Annotated in this window: 15 protein-coding genes; 11 read left to right on the plus strand and 4 right to left on the minus strand. The window is 67.5% G+C overall.

The window, feature by feature from the left end; translation table 11 throughout:
• Nucleotides 1-62 precede the first annotated feature (62 nt).
• Nucleotides 63-1,037, minus strand: a complete 975-nt coding sequence (locus AC5LXK_RS06380) for an alpha/beta hydrolase (RefSeq protein ID WP_493390812.1) — start codon at nt 1,035-1,037, stop codon at nt 63-65.
• 112 nt (nt 1,038-1,149) lie between these two features.
• Here AC5LXK_RS06380 and AC5LXK_RS06385 point away from each other — a divergent pair, with 112 nt between their 5' ends.
• The gene (locus AC5LXK_RS06385) at nt 1,150-2,175 is read left to right on the plus strand and encodes an AraC family transcriptional regulator (RefSeq protein WP_493390813.1); all 1,026 of its coding nucleotides are present in this window, start codon (nt 1,150-1,152) and stop codon (nt 2,173-2,175) included.
• Between the two features lie 116 nt (nt 2,176-2,291).
• On the opposite strand, the gene AC5LXK_RS06390 is transcribed toward AC5LXK_RS06385, so the two are convergent.
• Entirely contained in the window at nt 2,292-5,891 is a 3,600-nt protein-coding gene (locus AC5LXK_RS06390; protein ID WP_493390814.1) for a YadA-like family protein, read from the minus strand.
• A gap of 456 nt (nt 5,892-6,347) precedes the next feature.
• On the opposite strand from AC5LXK_RS06390, the gene AC5LXK_RS06395 reads away from it, so the two are divergent.
• On the plus strand, nt 6,348-6,977 hold the full coding sequence (locus AC5LXK_RS06395; RefSeq protein WP_493390815.1) for an NAD(P)H-binding protein: 630 nt from the start codon (nt 6,348-6,350) through the stop codon (nt 6,975-6,977).
• A gap of 27 nt (nt 6,978-7,004) precedes the next feature.
• On the opposite strand, the gene AC5LXK_RS06400 is transcribed toward AC5LXK_RS06395, so the two are convergent.
• On the minus strand, nt 7,005-7,922 hold the full coding sequence (locus tag AC5LXK_RS06400) for a LysR family transcriptional regulator (protein ID WP_493390816.1): 918 nt from the start codon (nt 7,920-7,922) through the stop codon (nt 7,005-7,007).
• 129 nt (nt 7,923-8,051) lie between these two features.
• Between AC5LXK_RS06400 and speB the strand changes: the two genes are divergently transcribed.
• The 5 genes from speB (at nt 8,052) to AC5LXK_RS06425 (ending at nt 13,247) form a co-directional block, all read left to right on the plus strand.
• Complete coding sequence (speB, locus tag AC5LXK_RS06405; protein ID WP_493390817.1) at nt 8,052-9,020, plus strand: agmatinase; 969 nt, start codon at nt 8,052-8,054, stop codon at nt 9,018-9,020.
• Complete coding sequence (locus tag AC5LXK_RS06410) at nt 9,013-9,477, plus strand: GNAT family N-acetyltransferase (RefSeq protein WP_493390818.1); 465 nt, start codon at nt 9,013-9,015, stop codon at nt 9,475-9,477. Before speB ends, AC5LXK_RS06410 begins: the two co-directional genes overlap by 8 nt.
• Before the next feature lie 129 nt (nt 9,478-9,606).
• Complete coding sequence (locus AC5LXK_RS06415) at nt 9,607-10,284, plus strand: SOS response-associated peptidase family protein (protein ID WP_493391193.1); 678 nt, start codon at nt 9,607-9,609, stop codon at nt 10,282-10,284.
• A gap of 303 nt (nt 10,285-10,587) precedes the next feature.
• A complete protein-coding gene (locus AC5LXK_RS06420; RefSeq protein WP_493390819.1) occupies nt 10,588-12,018 on the plus strand; it encodes a purine-cytosine permease family protein in 1,431 nt (476 codons plus the stop codon).
• A 158-nt stretch (nt 12,019-12,176) separates the two neighbouring features.
• A complete protein-coding gene (locus AC5LXK_RS06425) occupies nt 12,177-13,247 on the plus strand; it encodes a porin (RefSeq protein WP_493390820.1) in 1,071 nt (356 codons plus the stop codon).
• A gap of 58 nt (nt 13,248-13,305) precedes the next feature.
• Here AC5LXK_RS06425 and AC5LXK_RS06430 read toward each other — a convergent pair whose 3' ends face one another.
• Entirely contained in the window at nt 13,306-14,262 is a 957-nt protein-coding gene (locus tag AC5LXK_RS06430; RefSeq protein ID WP_175842843.1) for a LysR family transcriptional regulator, read from the minus strand.
• Nucleotides 14,263-14,451: 189 nt separating this feature from the next.
• Here AC5LXK_RS06430 and AC5LXK_RS06435 point away from each other — a divergent pair, with 189 nt between their 5' ends.
• From AC5LXK_RS06435 to AC5LXK_RS06450, 4 genes are all read left to right on the plus strand, one after another.
• Complete coding sequence (locus AC5LXK_RS06435; RefSeq protein ID WP_493390821.1) at nt 14,452-15,762, plus strand: MFS transporter; 1,311 nt, start codon at nt 14,452-14,454, stop codon at nt 15,760-15,762.
• Nucleotides 15,763-15,793: 31 nt separating this feature from the next.
• Nucleotides 15,794-17,065, plus strand: coding sequence for a Zn-dependent hydrolase (locus tag AC5LXK_RS06440; protein WP_493390822.1), 1,272 nt, complete (start codon nt 15,794-15,796; stop codon nt 17,063-17,065).
• A 25-nt stretch (nt 17,066-17,090) separates the two neighbouring features.
• Nucleotides 17,091-18,113, plus strand: a complete 1,023-nt coding sequence (locus AC5LXK_RS06445) for a histone deacetylase family protein (RefSeq protein ID WP_493390823.1) — start codon at nt 17,091-17,093, stop codon at nt 18,111-18,113.
• Nucleotides 18,114-18,217: 104 nt separating this feature from the next.
• Complete coding sequence (locus AC5LXK_RS06450) at nt 18,218-18,505, plus strand: hypothetical protein (RefSeq protein WP_493390824.1); 288 nt, start codon at nt 18,218-18,220, stop codon at nt 18,503-18,505.
• The last annotated feature ends 16 nt before the right edge of the window (nt 18,506-18,521 follow it).

An 18,521-nucleotide genomic window follows, 5' to 3' on the forward strand; every position in this document is an offset into this window, starting at 1 on the left:
CCAGCGTACTTGCCGTCGCGCGTCGACCGATTTGAACCGGCTGCGCTCGTGTGCGCGGTTCGTCAGGACAGCGTACGCGGCTCGACGCGCCGCGCCGTCACCTCGCGGTAGAACCCGTCGATCGCGTCGACCATCTGCGACAGCCCCGGCTGTTCGAGCGGATAGTGGCCCGCGTTCTCCAGCATCGCGACCTTCACCGGCACACGGCGAATGCGCGCGAGAAACGGCTCGCTCAGATGCAGCGGCGTCCAGCGGTCCGCCGCCGGTTGCGTGAGCAGGATCGGGCACACGGCGAAATCGTCCGGCTCGACCGCCGGCCGGTACGACATGTAGGAATCGAGAAACGCCATCGTCATCGCATTGCCGGCCGAGGTCCGGTCGGACATCCATACCTTCAGCGCGTCTTCGCGGTTCACGAGCGCGTGCATCTTGCTCGCCAGCGACATCGGGATGCGCATCGCGCGCAGCGGCGTCTTCGCGGTGAAATGCGTCATCGGGCCGCCGACACGGCTCATGAAGAGATTGCGCGCGGTTTCGTCGCGCACCTGCTGCAGGCGCTGGTCGAGAAAGGTCATGCCGACGATGCCGCCCACCTTTCCGTTCAGCGCGGCCACGTGGTAGGTCAGCATGCCGCCCGCGCTCAGTCCGTACAGCACGATCGGCCGATCGTCCTTCGCGCGCTCCGCATCGATCAGGTCGCTGCCGGCACGCACCCAGTCGTCGTAGCGAACCAGCGCGCCGGCGGCCACTTCGGTCATCCCGTATTCGGGCATGTCGACCGCGATCGTCTCGTAGCCGCGGCGTGCGAGCTGCTCGCCGACGATCATCGACATCTGCCGCCCGTTGGTGCCGACACCGTGGAACAGGATCGCCTTCACTTTCGCCTGCGGGTTGCGGTACGTGTCGAGGTGCAGGCGATGGCCGCGCCAGCGCCACCATTCCTCGTTCGGCTGCCGGTCGTCCGCCCACTGGAACTCGGGCGGCAGGAAGGTCTGCATGGCGCGCCAGGCGGGCTGGTCGGCATAGGTCTTGGACATGGCGGGCTCCGGTTGATCGATGGCCCATCATGCGCGCCCGGCTGCTCGCCAGCCATGCTGCGGCAGGCCAACCGCTTTAGAATCTAGGCCAACCCCCGTCGCGAGGCGTCTGATGAATGTCTGGAACTTTGCCCGCAGCCCGGCTTCCGTCCTGCTCATGATCGAATTCGGGCGCGACCGGAAGCTCGCGCCGTCGGCGCTGCTCAAGGGCTCGCAGCTCACGCTGAAGCAGCTCGCCGATCCGGATTTCACGGTGCTGGCCGCGCAGGAGCTGGCGGTGGCGTCGAACCTGCTGGAGCTGACCGCCGGCGAGGCCGGCGTCGGCCTGAGGGTCGGCCTGTCGTACCAGCTGTCGGCATACGGGCTGCTCGGGTACGGGCTGTTGAGCAGCGCGACGGGCATGGACGCGATCGCGCTCGCCGGCCGCTACCTGGCGCTGACCTATACGTTCGTCGGGATGACGTTCCACCGTGTCGGGCAGCACGACGCGATTCGGTTCGACGCGTCGCCGGAGCTGGCCGAGAACATGCAGCGTTTTTTCGTCGAGCGCGCGATGGGCGCGACGTGCCGCGTATTGCGGGACGTGATCGGCAGCGCATTCGAACTCGCGACGTTCGACCTTGCCTGCGCCGCCGGCCCCGACACCGACGCGAAACGGACGGTGCTCGGTGCGAAGGTCTGGTACGGCCAGCCTGCCAGCACGCTCACGTTCGAACACGCGCATCTCGAGCGGCCGCTGCCGCAGGCGAATGCCGCGACTGCCGCGATGTGCGAACGCATGTGTGCGGAGCTGATGACGCGCCGGCGCACACGCGTCGATCTCGTGTCGTTCCTGAATGAATACCTGGCCACGCGCCCGTTCGACCGGCCGCCGCAACTGAAGGACATCGCGACGCTGCTCAACACCAGCGAGCGCACGCTGAAACGCCGGCTACAGGAAGAGGGCGCGTGCTTTCGCGACATCTCGAACGCGGTGCGCAAGGCGCGTGCAGAGACGCTGATAGCGGAAGGGCGGCTGTCGATCAAGGAAATTGCACAGGAACTCGGGTTCAGCGACATGTCGTCGTTCTCGCAGGCGTACAAGCGCTGGACCGGCGTCGCGCCGAGCGTGTCGCGGCAGGGTACGGCGGCTTCGTAGCGCGCGATCCGTTGCCGGCGTCGACATGAAAAAGCCCGTGAGCAACCAGGCGCTCACGGGCTTTTCCCTTTCTGAAGCGATGCGGGCCGACACCTACTGCTCCGGCCCGGGCGGCCTTACCACGAATGCCCGATGCCGCCGTTGACCATCATGCGCGAACCGTTCACCGTGCCGACGCCGAGCTTGATCACCGTGTTCTGCGTGATCCGTGCGCTGCCGCCGACCGCGATCGCCGTGTAGCCGCCGTAGTTGCCGAACCCGGCGCCGACCGAGATCACCTTGCCCGGATCGACCTGCGGCATGCCCGCGAGTGCGCCGGCGATCGCGATACCCGAATACGCGTTGCGCGCGAGATCGTTCACGCCCTGCTGAATCGCGCCGACCCGCTGGTCGGTGTAGCGGTTCGACGATTCGGTCGCCATCGTCAGCTGGTTCAGGTTGACCGCGTCGGTGCCCTGCGTACCCGGTGCGACGTTGACGATCTGGCGCTGCTGTTCAGCCGTGCCGACCGAGACCACGTTGGTGCGGCCGCCGTCGTTCGAGTTCGCGCCGATCGCAACCGAGTTGGAGCCGGCCGTGACGGTCGGCGCATCGGTGCCCGAGCCGTTCATGTCGGCGGAGATGCCGGTGTTGCGCGATGCCGAGGTCGACAGGTTGTTGATCTGCGTGTTGATGTTCGTCACGCTGGTGGACAGCGACGATACGCGGTCGTTGGTCGTCGACAGGCCGGTGGACAGCGACGTCACGCTCGTCGACGTGGACGTCGACAGCGAACCCAGCGCTTCGTTGGTCGACGACAGGCCGGTCGACAGCGAACCGATGCTGGTCGACGTCGACGTGGACAGCGACGAGAGGTTGCTGTTCGTCGAGCTGAGCCCGGTCGACAGCGACGCGACGTTCAGGTTGGTCGCATGCAGCTGGCTGCCGTTGATCGCGTCGGTGCTGTCGGCGCTCACGCGGCCGGCCGCGACGTTCTGGATCTGGCGTTCCTGGCCCGGTGCGCCGACACTGAACACGCCGAACGGGTTGGCGCCCGCATAGCCGCCGAAGCTCAGGCCGCCGATGTTCGACGACGACACGCCGACGGCGGCGCCGGTGACCGAGCGGTGGCCGATCGCGACCGAGTTGTCGATATTGGCGACCGCGTTCGGGCCGATCGCGATGCTGTTCTCGCCGGTGGCCTGGCTGTCGGCTTCGGTCGAGTTTGCGTGGAAGTACTTCGCACCCTTCGCATTGAGGTTGTCGATCGCGTCACCGACGCTGGTGTTGGTCGTCGTCGTGCCGTCGTTGTTGTACGTCACGTACGACGGTGCGGTGATTTTCCCGGTTGCCGGGTCGTACGTCGCGCCGCCACCGAGCGCGTCGGCCGTGCTGTTGCCGAGGTTCGTCGTGTTGACGGTGACCGAGCTGATGCTGGTCGACAGCGAGCCGAGGCCCGACGACGTCGACGTGGACAGCGACGTCATCGTGCTGTCGGTCGCGCTGAGGCCGGTCGACAGCGAGTTGATGCCCGTCGAAGCGGACGTCGACAGCGATGCGAGCGTGCTGTTGGTCGTCGACAGGCCGGTCGAGGCGGACGTCGACAACGACGTGACGGTGTCGTTGGTCGTGCTCAGGCCGGTCGACAGCGACACGAAGCCGGTCGACGTCGAGGTCGACAGCGAGACCAGATTGTCATTCGTAGTACTGATCGTGGTGGACAAGGAACCGGCGGTCGTCGACGTTGCGGTCGACAGCGACGTCAGGTTCTTGCCGAGCGTGTCGATGCCGGTCGACGCGGAGGTGGACAGCGAAACCAGTGCGTTGTGGGTCGTCGACAGGCCGGTGGACGTGGCGGTCGACAGCGAGGCCACGGTGTTGTCGGTCGTGCTCAGGCCGGTCGACAGCGAGGCCATGTTGCTGTCGACGATGCGCAGGCTGTCGGCGGTCGACGTGGACAGCGACGTGAGCGTGTCGTTCGTCGTGGAGAGGCCGGTCGACGTCGAGGTCGACAGCGACGCGATCGACGACTCGGTCGACGTCGACAGGCTCGTGAGGTGGGAGCCCACCGTCGAGAGTTCGACGTTGGTCGCGTTCAGCTGCGAGCCGTTGACGGCGTCGGTGCTTTTCTCGGCCAGCCGGCCGGCCGCGACGTTGGTGACCGTGCGCTCGCGGCCGGCGGCGCCGACGCTCACGGTCGACGCGGGCGCGGTGCCCGCGAAGTCGTACGCGGTGCCGTTGATCGTCGCGCCGCTCGTGCCGACGGCCGCGGCGGTGACCGAGCCGGAACCCAGCGCGACCGCGCCGGCATCGGCAGCCGTTGCGCTCGCCCCGAGCGCGACCGCACCGGCGCCCGACGCGATCGCACGCGGCCCGATCGCGCTCGCGGCCTGCGCGCTCGCGTTGGCCTGTGTGCCGACCGACACGCTGGTGGCGGCCGAGCTCGTCGCGCGGTCGCCCAGTGCGACCGCGCTCGTCGCGGTGGCGGCGGCCGAGGAGCCGGCGCCCAGCGCCCCGCGGGCGGTCGCTTCCGCCGCACGGCCGAGTGCGGTGCCGGTGTGGCTCGACGACGCGTTCGGGCCGATCGCCATGCTGTTTTCCGTGGCCGAGCTGTTGTAGCCGATTGCGGTGGCACCCGTGTAGCCGCCCGTGCCGGCCTTCGCGCCCGCGCCGAGCGCGATCACGCCGAAGCCGCCGCCACCGCCGCCGGCGGTGATCGCACGGGCGTCCTGGCCGATCGCGACGTTGCCGGCGCCCGTCGAGCCGCTGCTGCTGGCCGCGCCCGAGCCGATCGCGACGTCGCCATGACCGGCCGCCGACGCGTTCACGCCGGCCGCGAGCGCGTTGAAGCCCGTGGCGCCGTCGTTGTTGTAGTTCGCGCCGGCCGTGCCGCCGTCGTTGACGCTGTAGTAACGCGTGGTCGCGGCATCGATCGCGGCCGACGTGGAGGTCGACAGCGTGTTGAGGCCGGTCGTCACCGACGTCGACAGCGACGCCATCGCGGTGCCGGTCGTGCTCAGCCCGGTCGACAGCGATGCGAGGCCGTTCGATGCGGCGGCGTCGACGGCGGCCAGTTGGCGGACGTTCACGGCATCGGTGTCCTGCGTGCCGCCGGCGACGCGCGTGATCTGCCGTTCCGCGCCGTCGCTGCCGACGGATACGACGCCGTTCGCGGCGACGGCCGCATTGGAGAAGCGCTCGACGCCCGAACCGGTGCGGTCGGCGATGGAACCCTGGCCGAGCGCGACCGCGTTGGCGACGCTCGCGTTCGACTGGTAGCCGACGGCAACGCCGCTCGTGCCGGACGCGGTGGATTTGCCGCCCATCGCGAGCGAGCCTTCGCCGGTTGCATTGGCTTCGGCCGCGAACGCCGCGGCATAGGTGCCGCCGGACGCCTTGGAGCGTGCGCCGACCGACGTCAGGAAACTCGAGGTCGTCGCGCCGGCGCGGTTGCCGGTTTGCGTCGCGGTTGCTTCGTCGCCGATCGCGACCGACCAATAGTCGGCACAGGCCGCCCAGGTGCCGGAGCACAGGGCGCCGGTGTTGCCGCCGATCGAGACGTAAGCGAGGCTGTCGAGGGGGATCAGGGCCGCGGCGGCGACGGAGAGGGTGGCGGCAGCGCGCACCGGAGCCGAGACCTTGCTCGAGGTTTTCTTGCCGCTGGCGCGGGTGGTTTCGGCGGTGGCGACCCAGGCGCCCAGTGCGTCGTTCCAGATCGTACGGAAAGTGCGGTTCATAGTCTGTCTCGGAAAAAAGAGGACGCCGCACCGCATACGATGACTTGAGGAATTAAGGCAGCTGGATGGGCGTTCCTGGGTGAATTAAGAGATAACGAATGAGACGAATCTTACAGAGTGAAATGTATTTGTAATGTAAAACAACGAAAAATGAATGCATTTTCTTGCATTGTTTTACATAATTTGTCGTACAAACATCGAATAAATCGACGTTTATGTAGATAGGGTTCGATGAAAATACCGAAAATGCGTGAAAAGGTGCGACGAATTGCTGCATCCGCGCGTGACCAGCCGGAAGCCGGCACCTGAAAATTCGAGATATCAAGAGAAGGCAGTCCGTAATTTTTCGAGATGCTGGAAGGTTGCCGGCGCAGGGGCGGCCGACGATCATGTGGATAGCCGGGAACCGGGCTGCATCGGGCTCGCCCATTCCCGCTCCATACGGAAGAACCGGACATGAAACTGCTGCTCGTCGGCGCGACCGGACTCGTCGGGCGCCACGTCCTCGAAGTCGCGCTGGCCGATTCGCGGGTCGACCAGGTGGTCGTCGTCGCGCGCCGGCCGTTGTCGCCGCATCCGAAGATGCGCGCGCTGGAGGTCGATTTCGATCGTCTGCCCGACGAGGCCGACTGGTGGCAGGCCGACGCCGTGATCTGCACGCTCGGCACCACGATGCGGGCCGCCGGTTCTCAGGCGGCCTTCCGGCGCGTCGACCACGACTATCCGCTTGCGGTCGCGCGGCTCGCGCGGCGGCACGGCACGCCGGTGTATGTGCTGAATTCCGCGCTCGGCGCGGACGCTGCGTCGCGCATCTTCTACAACCGCGTGAAAGGCGAGGTCGAGCAGGCGCTCGCCGGTGTCGGGTTCGCGTCGCTCACGTATGTGCGGCCGGGCCTGATCGGCGGCAGCCGCGACGAGTTCAGGTTCGGCGAGCGGCTGTTCGTGTTCGCGTTGAACGCCGCCGGGCCGGTGCTGCCGGCGAAGTGGCGCGTGAATCCCGCGTCGCGGATCGCACGCGCGCTGCTCGACGCGGCGATCGATGCGCGGCCGGGCGTGCACGTCGTCGCATCGGACCGGCTCGCCTGAAGCAGAAGGGGCGGAGCGCCGGTCCGGTTACCCGCCCGCGGGTCCGTCAAGCCCGCCGAACTGTTCGGCGAGCGCAGCCGTGAACGCATCCAGCGCCTCGCTGCCGTCGCAATTCCTCGGTGTCGCGAGCTGGAATTCGACCGTGTGGCTCAGCTTGCTCGCGAGCAGCCGGCGCATCTTTCCGGCGGCGACCCACGGCGCCGCGACATGGTCGGGCAGGAAGCCGACATGCGCGCCCGACAGGATGAAGATCACGTCGGCATCGACGTTCTCCGAAAACGCGGTCGGCTGCGCGTTGCGCGGCGCCGCGCCCGACGTGCTGGTCTTGTAAAGCCGCGCGACATTGCTCGTGCGCGCGATGTCGTTGACCGATACGGTCTTCTTCGCGAACAGCGGATGGCGCGCGCCGCAATGCAACGATTGATGTTCGACGAACAGCGGTGCGTAGTGCAGGCCGGCCTGATGGCCGGAAAAGTAGCCGATCGCAAGCTGCAGTTCGCCTTTCAGCAGGCGGCGCTCCAGTTCGTCCGGCGGCACGGCGATCATCTCGAGCAGCACGTCGGGCGCTTGCTCGCGAAAGCGCCCGACGGCCGTCGCGATCGATTCGACGACGTCGGGCGCGAGCCGCTCGGACAGGCCGATGCGCAACTCGCCGAGCATCGTGCCCGATACGTGCTGCGTGTCGCGCGTGAACACGTCCATCGCGTGCAGCAGCCGGCGTGTCGACTGCAGCACGCGTTCGCCTTTCGGCGTCAGCCGGAAGCCGCTTTTGCCGCGATCGCACAGCCGGAAGCCGAGCCGCGTCTCGAGCTTGGCCATCTGCGTGCTGATCGTCGACGGCGCCATCCCGAGCGTGCCCTGCGCGGCGCTGAAACCACCGCTTTCGACGATCGTCAGAAAGAGCCGCAACAACTGCACATCCAGGTCTCGGAGTCGGGTCAGCATCGCGATACATCGCATTGTGTGAAGTCGGCTTATGTTAGTTCATATTTTTCGTTGGATGCGATGCCGGCAGAATCGGGCACGAGGTCGCCGGTCACGCGGCCGTGTTCCCCTCCAGACAGGACTCCGACGATGAGCCAGAACGATCTCGCGTTCACGCGCGACAGCCTTTACGGCACGCAGGCCGAACCGACCTTCGCGGGCGCGACGAGTTTCATGCGCCGGCGTTTCAGCCGCGATCTCGACGGCGTCGATCTCGCGATCACCGGTGTGCCGTTCGATTCCGCCGCATCGCACCGGCCCGGCACGCGCTTCGGCCCGCGCGGGCTGCGGATCGCGTCGACGGGTATCGCGTGGGAGCGCCCGTGGCCGTGGTCGTTCGATCCGTTCGACGTGCTGGCCGCGGTCGACTACGGCGATTGCGCGTTCGATCTCGGACAGCCCGAATCGGTGCCGGGCGCGATCGAGCGGCATGCCGACGCGATCCTCGCGCGCGGCTGCGCGATGCTGACGCTCGGCGGCGATCACTTCATCACGTATCCGCTGCTGAAGGCGCACGCGAAGGTGCACGGCCCGCTGTCGCTCGTGCATTTCGATGCGCATACCGACACGTGGCCCGACCGCGACGTGAAGCGCATCGATCACGGGACGATGTTCTATCACGCGGCGCGGGAAGGGTGGGTCGTGCCGGAGCGCTCGGCCCAGATCGGCATCCGGACGACCAACGACGAGCCGATGGGATTCGACATCCAGGATGCGCGCCGCGTGCACGCGTCGACGCCGGCCGCGGTCGCCGCACGGATTCGCGAGCGCGTCGGCGATCATCCGGTGTACCTCACGTTCGACATCGACTGCCTCGATCCGGCGTTCGCGCCGGGTACCGGCACGCCGGTGTCGGGCGGGTTGTCGAGCCATCAGGCGTTCGAGATCCTGCGCCACCTGGAAGGCATCAACCTGGTCGGCATGGATGTAGTCGAGGTGTCGCCGCCGTATGATCATGCGGAAATCACGTCGCTGGCCGGCGCGACGATCGCACTGGAGCTGATCTGCCTGTATGCGTCGCGCCGGCGGCAGGAAAAGGAGCAACCGATCGATGGATGACCTCGTCTGGCGCAGGGCCGTGCCCGGCGACGCGGCCGCGTGCATCGCGTTGCGCGGGCAAACGCGCGAGAACGCGTTCACCGCAGCGCAGTTGCGCGATCTCGGCATTACCGTCGAAAGCTGGGGAGACGGGATCCGCGACGGTCTGTTCTCGGGCCATGTCTGCTGCGTGCAAGCGCGCATGATCGGCTACTGTTTCGGCGACACCGGTTCGGGCGAGGTCGTCGTGCTCGCGATATTGCCCGAGTACGAAGGGGCGGGGATCGGCAAGCGGCTGCTGCGGCGCGTGATCGACGATTTCGCGGCGACCGGCGTCACGTCGCTGTTTCTCGGCTGCTCGACCGACCCTGCGTCGCGCTCGTACGGGTTCTACCGGCATCTCGGCTGGATCCCGACCGGGACACTCGATGAAGCCGGCGACGAAATCCTCACGCTTCAGGTCGGGCCGCGTACGTGACGGCATACGTTGCCCGGATCGCGGCGTCGGTCCGGGTCGTAAAACTGTTTCGTCATACCAAGCAATAGGCCAATGGCGGCGCGCACGCTGATCTACGATGGAAACATTGCTTCCATCGTCGGCCGAGCCGTGTGCACCCACTACCGCGCCCCCGGCGAAGATCCGGGCATCAGCGAACTGAAGATCGGCATCGGCGATCTGTATCGCCGCGACCCGTGGGCACCCGACGTGTATCCGGATTACGCGGCGCCGGTCGCATGCGCCGATGGCGACAGCCTCGAAGTCGTCGCGGCCGTGTTCGGCTTCTGGCCGAAGTTCATGCAGCCCGAGCGGCTCGACGAGCATGGCCGGAAGAGAAAGAAGCTCGATACGGTGAATGCGCGCGCGGAAACGGTCGGCGCGTCGCGACTTTACGGTCATGCCTGGCGCAACGGCCAGCGCTGCCTGATTCCGGTGCGCTGGATCTGCGAGCCGTGTTACGAGACCGGCCGCAACGTGTGGCACCGGATCGGCGTCGACGGCTGGCAACCATACTGCGTCGCCGGCATCTGGCGGCGCTACGAAGGCAGCGACGGGCGCGCATGCATCGGCATGACGATGCTCACGGTGAACGCGGACGATCACCCGCTGTTCTCGCGGATGCACCGGCCCGGCGACGAGAAGCGCGGCGTCGTGATCCTGCGCCGCGACGACTACGACGAATGGCTGCACGGGCGCGACATCGAGGCCGCGCGGCGCATGCTGAACCTGTTCCCCGCCGGCGACATGACGGCCGCACCCGATCAGGCGCGGCCGGCCGGCATCTGACCTTTCATTTCTCCGACGCCCGGGCAGCGGCAAAACGACCGGTCCGCGACACCATTATTCGGACGATTTCGAAAGTCGATCGATACCGGGTAATCACCGATATCTCACAAGTTGTATATACAAGATCATCCGCTGGCAATGTCGGCACACGTCGTGCCGCTTGCGCGCCAGCGTGCAGACCGTGCGTGCGTGGCGCATGCCGGCGATCCACGGCGCCCCGCACCCGCAGAGCCGAAAGGGCGGCTCGCAACGTCCTGTCTCGTTCAAACCATATGTGGTCCTGAGTATTTGGGAGATTGACCCGTGTCAACGAATTCCAGTGGAAATGCCGGCGGACTGATCGAGGTACGCTCGATCGACTTCATTCCCGACGCCGAGCGCCACGGCGGCCTGCTGAGCCAGTTCACGCTGTGGCTGTCGGCGAACATGCAGATCACGGCCATCGTCACGGGCGCGCTCGCGGTCGTGCTCGGCGGCGACGTGTTCTGGTCGCTGATCGCGCTGCTGCTCGGCCAGCTCGTCGGCGGCGCGGTGATGGCGCTGCACGGCGCGCAGGGGCCGCAGCTCGGGCTGCCGCAGATGATCTCGAGCCGCGTGCAGTTCGGCGTGTACGGCGCGATGATCCCGATCGTGCTCGTATGCCTGATGTACATCGGCTTTTCCGCGAGCGGCTCGGTGCTGGCCGGGCAGGCCGTCGCGCAGCTGCTGCACGTCGACGACGCGGCCGGCATCCTGCTGTTCGCGGCCGTGATCGTCGTGCTGACCGTGTTCGGCTATCGCGCGATCCACTTCGTCGGCCGGATCGCGAGCGTCGTCGGCATCGTCGCGTTCGTCTACATGTTCTCGCAGCTGTTCGCGAATCACGACATCGGCGCGCTGCTCGCAAACCGGCATTTCTCGCTCGCGAACTTCCTGCTCGCAATGTCGCTGTCCGCGTCGTGGCAGATCGCGTTCGGCCCGTACGTGGCCGACTATTCGCGCTACCTGCCGCGGTCGACGTCGTCGGTCGCGACGTTCCTCGCGGTCGGCCTCGGCTCGGTGATCGGCGCGCAGGCGGCGATGGTGTTCGGCGTGTTCGCCGCCGCGCTGGCCGGCGGCCAGTTCGCGCACCACGAAGTCGCGTACATCGTCGGGCTCGGCTCGACGGGGGCCGTGGCTGCGCTGCTGTACTTCAGCATCGCGTTCGGCAAGGTGACGGTCACGGCGCTCAACGCGTACGGCAGCTTCATGTCGATGGCGACGATCGTCAGCGGCTTTCGCGGCAAGGGCGCGGTGTCGTCGAAGAGCCGTCTCGTGTACATCTTCGGGATGATCTGCGTATCGACGCTGATCGCGCTCGCGGGCCGTCATTCGTTCCTGAAGGAATTCACCGCGTTCATCCTGTTCCTGCTCGCGTTCTTCACGCCGTGGAGCGCGATCAACCTGGTCGACTACTACTGCTTCACGCGCTCGCGCTACGACGTGCCGGCGCTGTCCGATCCGGACGGCCGCTACGGCCGCTGGAACGTGATGGCGATCACGATCTACGTGGTCGGCATCCTGGTGCAGTTGCCGTTCATGTCAACGCACATCTACACGGGGCCGCTCGTCGATGCGCTCGGCGGCACCGACATCTCGTGGATCCTCGGGCTGATCGTGCCGGCCGTGCTGTATTACATCGGCGCGCGCGCGTCGCGACGCAGCATCCCCGAGCGCCTGATCCTGCCGCTCGAGCGCGGCGAAGCCCAGCACTGACCGCGCATCTCGCGCAGCGGGCCGGCACGCTGCCGGCCTGAGCGTCGAGCCGGGCGCCGCGTGCGCCAGGCCCAGGCGAACACATTCCCTTTCCCGCGATACCGGCACGGCCTGATGGTCGCGCCCGGTATCGTCTCATTCTCGGATGATTGAATAGTATGACTAAACAAATGGAAGCGCGCGACGGCGATTGTCGCGTGCGGCCGGTGCACGCCGGTCTTCGCATGACGGTGGCGGTTGCCTGCCTCGCCGGCTCGGGCACCGTGTTCGCGCAGGACGGCGTCACGCTGTACGGCGTGATCGACGAATTTGCGCAGTACGTGAATACCGGCAACGGCTATACGGCGGCGATGAACTCGGGCGGCCAGTGGGGCAGCCGGTTCGGCCTGAAGGGCGGCGAGGATATCGGCGGCGGGCAGAAGATCGAGTTCGCGCTGGAGAACGGCTTCAACCCGAACGACGGTTCGCTCGCGAGTTCGGGCAGCCTGTTCAACCGGCAGGCGTGGGTGGGCATCGCGGGGCAGTGGGGCAAGGTGCGCGCGGGCCGCCAGAATTCGCCGCTGTTCAACGACCAGGGCGGGCAGGATGCGTTCGGCGGCGTCACGCAGGCGTCCGGCATGGACAACCTGACCGTGTTCGCATTTCGCACGAGCAACACGCTGTCGTACCAGAGCCCGGAGGTCGTGGGCTTCCAGGGCGGGCTGTACGTCGGGTTCGGCGACGCGGGCGGCGTGCGCTCGGCCGGTTCCAGCCAGCAGTTCGACCTGACCTATGAGCACGGGCCGTTCGGCGCGTTCGTCGCGGGCCAGTGGCTGAAGAACGCGACGGCGACCACGACCGATCGCACGATCATGGCCGGTGCGTCGTACGAGATCGGCAAGGCCACCGTGTACGGCGGCTTTTCCGCGGTGAAGTGGGCCGACCTCGGGATCGATTCGCGCGTGTACGGGCTGTCGGTCAAATACCAGTTCAACCCGGCGAACTACGTCGCGCTCGGCTATGCGTATCTGCACGACCAGTCGTCGCAGGGCAACAACGCGGACCAGCTCGGGCTGATGTACGAGTACGACTTGTCGAAGCGCACGAGCTTCTACGGCGCACTGTCGTACCTGCGCAACCGCAACCAGGCCGGCTACACGCTCGCCGGTGCGGCGAACCCCGGCCTGCCGCTCGCGTATCCGGGCGCGAATGCGCGCGGTGTGCAGCTCGGCATCGTGCATCGCTTCTGACGAGCGCGACGCGCCGGGTCGGGGGCGCCCGGCGCTTTCCTCCCGCGCCTTCGCGCCGTTACTTCCCCAGCCGCTCCGCGAGCGAGTAGCGCTGCATGCAGCGCTCCATCGCGTCGAGAAACGCGTGCTCGGCCGCGTTCATCTTGCGGTCGCGATGCCACAGCAGGAACACGTCGACATCGACGAGCCCGTCGTCGGGCGGCAGCCGCCACAGCCGTTGCTGCGCGATGTCGTCGCGCACGATGTGCTCGGGCAGGCAGCCGATCCCGTAGCCCGCGAAGATCAGCCGCCGCACTTCCTCGAGGCTCGGCGACGACGCGACGATGCGCCCCGTGAAACCCTTCTGGTCGCGGAACACGGTGAGCGGCGACAGGCTGTCGCCGATCTGGTCGCTCGTGAACGACACGAAGTTCTCCGCGAGCAGATCGTCCATCCGCAGTTGCGTCTGCCCGAACAGCCGGTGATGGCGGCCGCAGTAGATCGCATAGCGCTGGCGCAGGAAGCAACGCATCTCCAGCTTGTCGTGCGGCGTGCGGCACAGGCCGAGCCCGGCCGTGGCCGTCTTCTGCAGCAGCGACGACAGGATGTCCGACGAGCGCATCACTTCGATCTGCAGGTCGATGCGTGGATACGCGCGATGGAATTCCGCGAGGAACTCGTCGTAGACGGGCGACTCGATGCGGCTCACCGTCAGCAGCCGGATCGAACCGGTCAGGTCGGCCGTGCTGTCGTCGATTTCCGTTTCGAGGCGCGAGATGCCGCCGTAGATGTCGCTCGCGATCCGGTACACGGCTTCGCCGGCGGGCGTCGGCGCGAAGTGGGCGCCGCGCCGCTCGATCAGCCGGCGTTCGAGCGTCTCTTCGAGCCGTCGCAGCGCCTGGCTCACGGCCGGTTGCGTCACGTGCAGGCGTGCGGCCGCGCGGCTCACGCTGCGCTCCTGCATGATCACCAGGTAGGTGCGCAGCAGGTTCCAGTCGAGGCGGTCGTTCAGGAACGGGGCGAGGTCGGGGCGCATCGGGTCTCCGGGCGGGGCAGCGGACAGACATTAGTTAAATTTATACGGTGAATAATAACTTGAAATTTGACTAATGATTTGCGGTCGCCGATAAAGGAGGGGTGCCGCAGCGTGCGGCGCGAGGCCGCGAAGACGGCCGCGATCACGATATTGCGCGTCGCCCCGTAGCGGCGCGCGTCAGGAGCCCGCATGACCCAGTCCCTTCCTTCCGCCCGCCAGCCGGGACGTGCCGCGACGGCCGCGTTCATCGGCACGATGATCGAGTGGTACGATTTCTACATCTATGCGACCGCCGCGGCGCTCGTGTTCGGCGAACTCTATTTCCCGTCGCATGACCCCTTCGTCAGCACGATGGCGTCGTTCGCGACGTTCGCGGTCGGCTTCTTCGCGCGGCCGCTCGGCGGCGTGATCTTCGGCCACCTCGGCGACCGCATCGGCCGCAAGAAGGCGCTGATGACGACGCTGATGATGATGGGCGTCGCGACCGTGTGCGTCGGGCTGCTGCCCGATTATTCGAAGGTCGGCATGCTCGCGCCGGTGCTGCTCGTCGCGCTGCGTGTCGTGCAGGGGATCGCGGTCGGCGGCGAATGGGGCGGGGCGGTGCTGATGGCGGGCGAGCATGCGCCGCAGGGGCGCCGCACGTTCTTCGCGTCGTTCGCGCAGCTCGGCAGCCCGGCCGGGCTGATCCTGTCGCTGATCGCGTTCCGCGCGGTCACGTCGATGGACAAGGCCGACTTCCTCGCGTGGGGCTGGCGCCTGCCGTTTCTCGCGAGTTCGGTGCTGCTGGTGGTCGGCATCCTGATCCGGCTCGGCGTGAACGAGTCGCCGGAATTCGCGCGGGTGAAGGAAACCAACCGCACGGTGAAGCTGCCGGTCGCGGAAGTGTTCCGCTCGTCGTCGGGGCTCGTGCTGCTCTGCATCGGCGCGAACACGATCGGCATCGCGGGCGTCTATTTCACGAACACGTTCATGATCGCGTACACGACGCAGTACGTCGGCGTATCGCGCTCGCTGATCCTCGACAGCCTGTTCGCGGTCGCGATCATCCAGTTCTGCGCGCAGCCGGTCGCCGCATGGATCGCCGAGCGGATCGGCGGCGCGCGCTTCCTGAAGCTCGCGGCGCTGCTCGCGATGCTGTCGCCGTATCCGATGTTCGTGCTCGTGCAGGGCGGTACGTCCGCGTCGCTGATTGCCGGCATCGCGCTCGCCGTGGTCTGCATGGCCGGTTTCTACTCGGTGATCGCGGGCTTCGTCAGCGAGGTGTTCCCCGCGCACGTGCGCTATTCGGCGATCTCGCTCGCGTATCAGATCTGCGGCGCGATCGCGGGCGGCCTGACACCGCTCGTCGGCACGTGGCTCGCGCATCGCTTCACGGGCCAGTGGTGGCCGCTCGCGGTGTTCTACACGTGTCTCGCCGGCATTTCGCTGCTCTGCATCGTCGCGCTCGACGCGCGCCGGGCGGCACGGCCGGCCGCCGCCGAGGCACTCGGCTCGCATTGAACCCAAACAACGGAATTGATCTGGAATGCAAATGAAAGACCTGCTGGAAATCGACGGCGCCCGTTTGTGGCAGAGCTTGATCGACATGGCGCGCGTCGGCGCGACGCCGCGCGGCGGCGTGCGGCGCCTCGCGCTCACCGATGACGACCGGCGCGGGCGCGACCTGTTCGCGCAATGGTGCCGCGACGCGGGCATGACGGTGAGCGTCGATGCGGCCGGCAACCTGTTCGCGCGGCGCAACGGCGCCGATGCACAGGCCGCGCCCGTGCTGATCGGCAGCCATCTCGACACGCAGCCCGAAGGCGGCCGCTTCGACGGCGTGTACGGCGTGCTCGCCGCGCTCGAACTCGTGCGCACGCTGAACGACGCGGGCATCGCGACCGACAGGCCGATCGAGATCGTGTCCTGGACCAACGAGGAGGGCGCGCGTTTCGCACCGGCGATGCTCGGCTCGGCCGTGTTCACGGGCGCGTTGCCGCTCGACGAAGCGCTCGCGAAGCAGGACGCCGACGGCGTCACGCTCGGCGCGGCGCTCGATGCATGCGGCTATCGCGGTACGCGTGCGACGGGCGGCGCGGTCGACGCGTATTTCGAAGCGCATATCGAACAGGGGCCCGTGCTCGAGGCGAACGGCACGACGATCGGCATCGTCACCGGCGGGCAGGCGATCCGCTGGCTCGACGTGACGGTGAAGGGCGTGGCCGCGCATGCGGGCACGACGCCGATGCCGTACCGCAAGGACGCGTATTTCGCGAGTGCGCAGATCGCACTCGAACTCGAACGGATCGTCGCCGGTTATGCGCCGCGCGGGCTCGCGACGATCGGGCAGGTCGGCATCCGCAACGCGTCGCGCAATACGATTGCCGGCGACGTGACGTTCACGGTCGATCTCCGTCATCACGACGATGCGGAAGTCGATGCGATGGAGCGTGAGTTGCGCGATGCGTGCGCCCGTGTTGCCGCCGCGCGCGGCGTACAGGTGGCGATCGAACCCTGCTGGCGCAGCCCGGCGACGCCGTTCGATCGCGACTGCGTCGAACTCGTCGCGCAGGCGGCCGCCGCGTTCGGCTATACGAACGAGCGGATCGTCAGCGGCGCCGGTCACGATGCGATCCTGCTCGCGCGCCGTTTCCCGACCGCGATGGTATTCATCCCGTGCGTCGACGGTCTGTCGCACAACGAGGCCGAGGATGCGCTACCCGACGACGTGACGCGCGGCACGAACGTGCTGCTCCATGCGGTGCTGGCGCGCGCGGGCATCGAAGCGCGCGTCGACGCGGCAGCCGCCGCACACGGTGCGTGACAAGGCGAATCGACGAGGACGAACGATGAAGACCTATTTCCATCCCGAACAACTGCTGCATCATCCGCGCAGCTACCTGTCGCGCGGCCAGATGCGCGAACCGCAGGAAGTGCCCGAACGCGCGGTGCGGCTCGTCGCGGCCGTCCGGGCGCTCGACTTCGACGTGCGCGAGCCGGCCGACCGCGGCACCGCGCCGCTCGCGGCCGTGCACGACATGAATTACCTGCGCTTTCTCGAAGAGGCGCACCGCGACTGGAAGCAGATGCCCGACGACTGGGGCGACGAAGTGATGTCGAACGTGTTCGTGCGCGATCCGAACCCGCTGCGCGGCGTGCTCGCGAAAGCCGCGCGCTACCTCGCCGACGGCAGTTGCCCGGTCGGCGCGAACACATGGCGCGCGGCGTACTGGTCCGCGCAGGGCGCGCTCGCGGCCGCGGCGGACGTCAACGACGGCGCGCACGAGGCGTACGCGCTGTGCCGGCCGCCGGGCCACCACGCGCGTCGCGACGCGGCCGGCGGCTTCTGCTACCTGAACAATGCGGCGATCGCCGCGCAGTCGCTGCTCGGCCGCCATCGGCGCGTCGCGATCCTCGATACCGACATGCATCACGGACAGGGCGTGCAGGAGATCTTCTACGGCCGCGACGATGTGCTGTACGTGTCGATCCATGGCGACCCGACCAACTTCTACCCGGTCGTTGCAGGCTACGAGGAAGAGACGGGCGCAGGCGCCGGCGACGGCTTCAATCTCAACCTGCCGATGCCGCACGGTTCGCCGGAATCGGCATTCTTCGCGCGGCTCGACGATGCGCTGCGCGCGCTCGCGCGGTTCCAGCCCGATGCGCTCGTGCTGGCGCTCGGCTTCGACATCTACAAGGACGATCCGCAATCGCAGGTTGCCGTCACGACCGACGGGTTCGGCCGGCTCGGCGGCGCGATCGGCGCGCTCGGGTTGCCGACGGTGATCGTGCAGGAGGGCGGCTATCACCTCGAGAGCCTCGATGCGAACGCACGTGCTTTCTTCGGCGGGTTTGCCGCCGCACGCTGACCGGCGGAGCGGAGCCGGTCAGCGTGCGCGCGGGTTCAAGTTTTCCGTGTGCATGCCGATAATTCGCGCATATGCTGGATGGATGCTCGAAGGAGGGCCGCACGATGACAGCCGGCCAAATCAGACGCGGTGCGATCGCGCTCGCGTTGCTGGGCGCAGGGTCGCTCGCGGGCGCAGTGGAACCGTCGATTCCGCTGCGCGTCAGCCTCATCATTCCGGAAACCTGCACGATCGGTCCCGCCGTTCGACAGGCCGTCGACGTCGGCATGCCGACTGTCAGTTGCATGCACGGCACGCCGTTCGTGCTGAGCCACGCGCAGCTGCCCGACCTGCGGTCGGCGCCGCACAGCGTCGGTGCGGGTACATCGCCCGCGTGGACCGTCACGTTCTGACGCCCCGCCGTTCACG

It is taken from the genome of Burkholderia pulmonis (assembly GCF_984667975.1).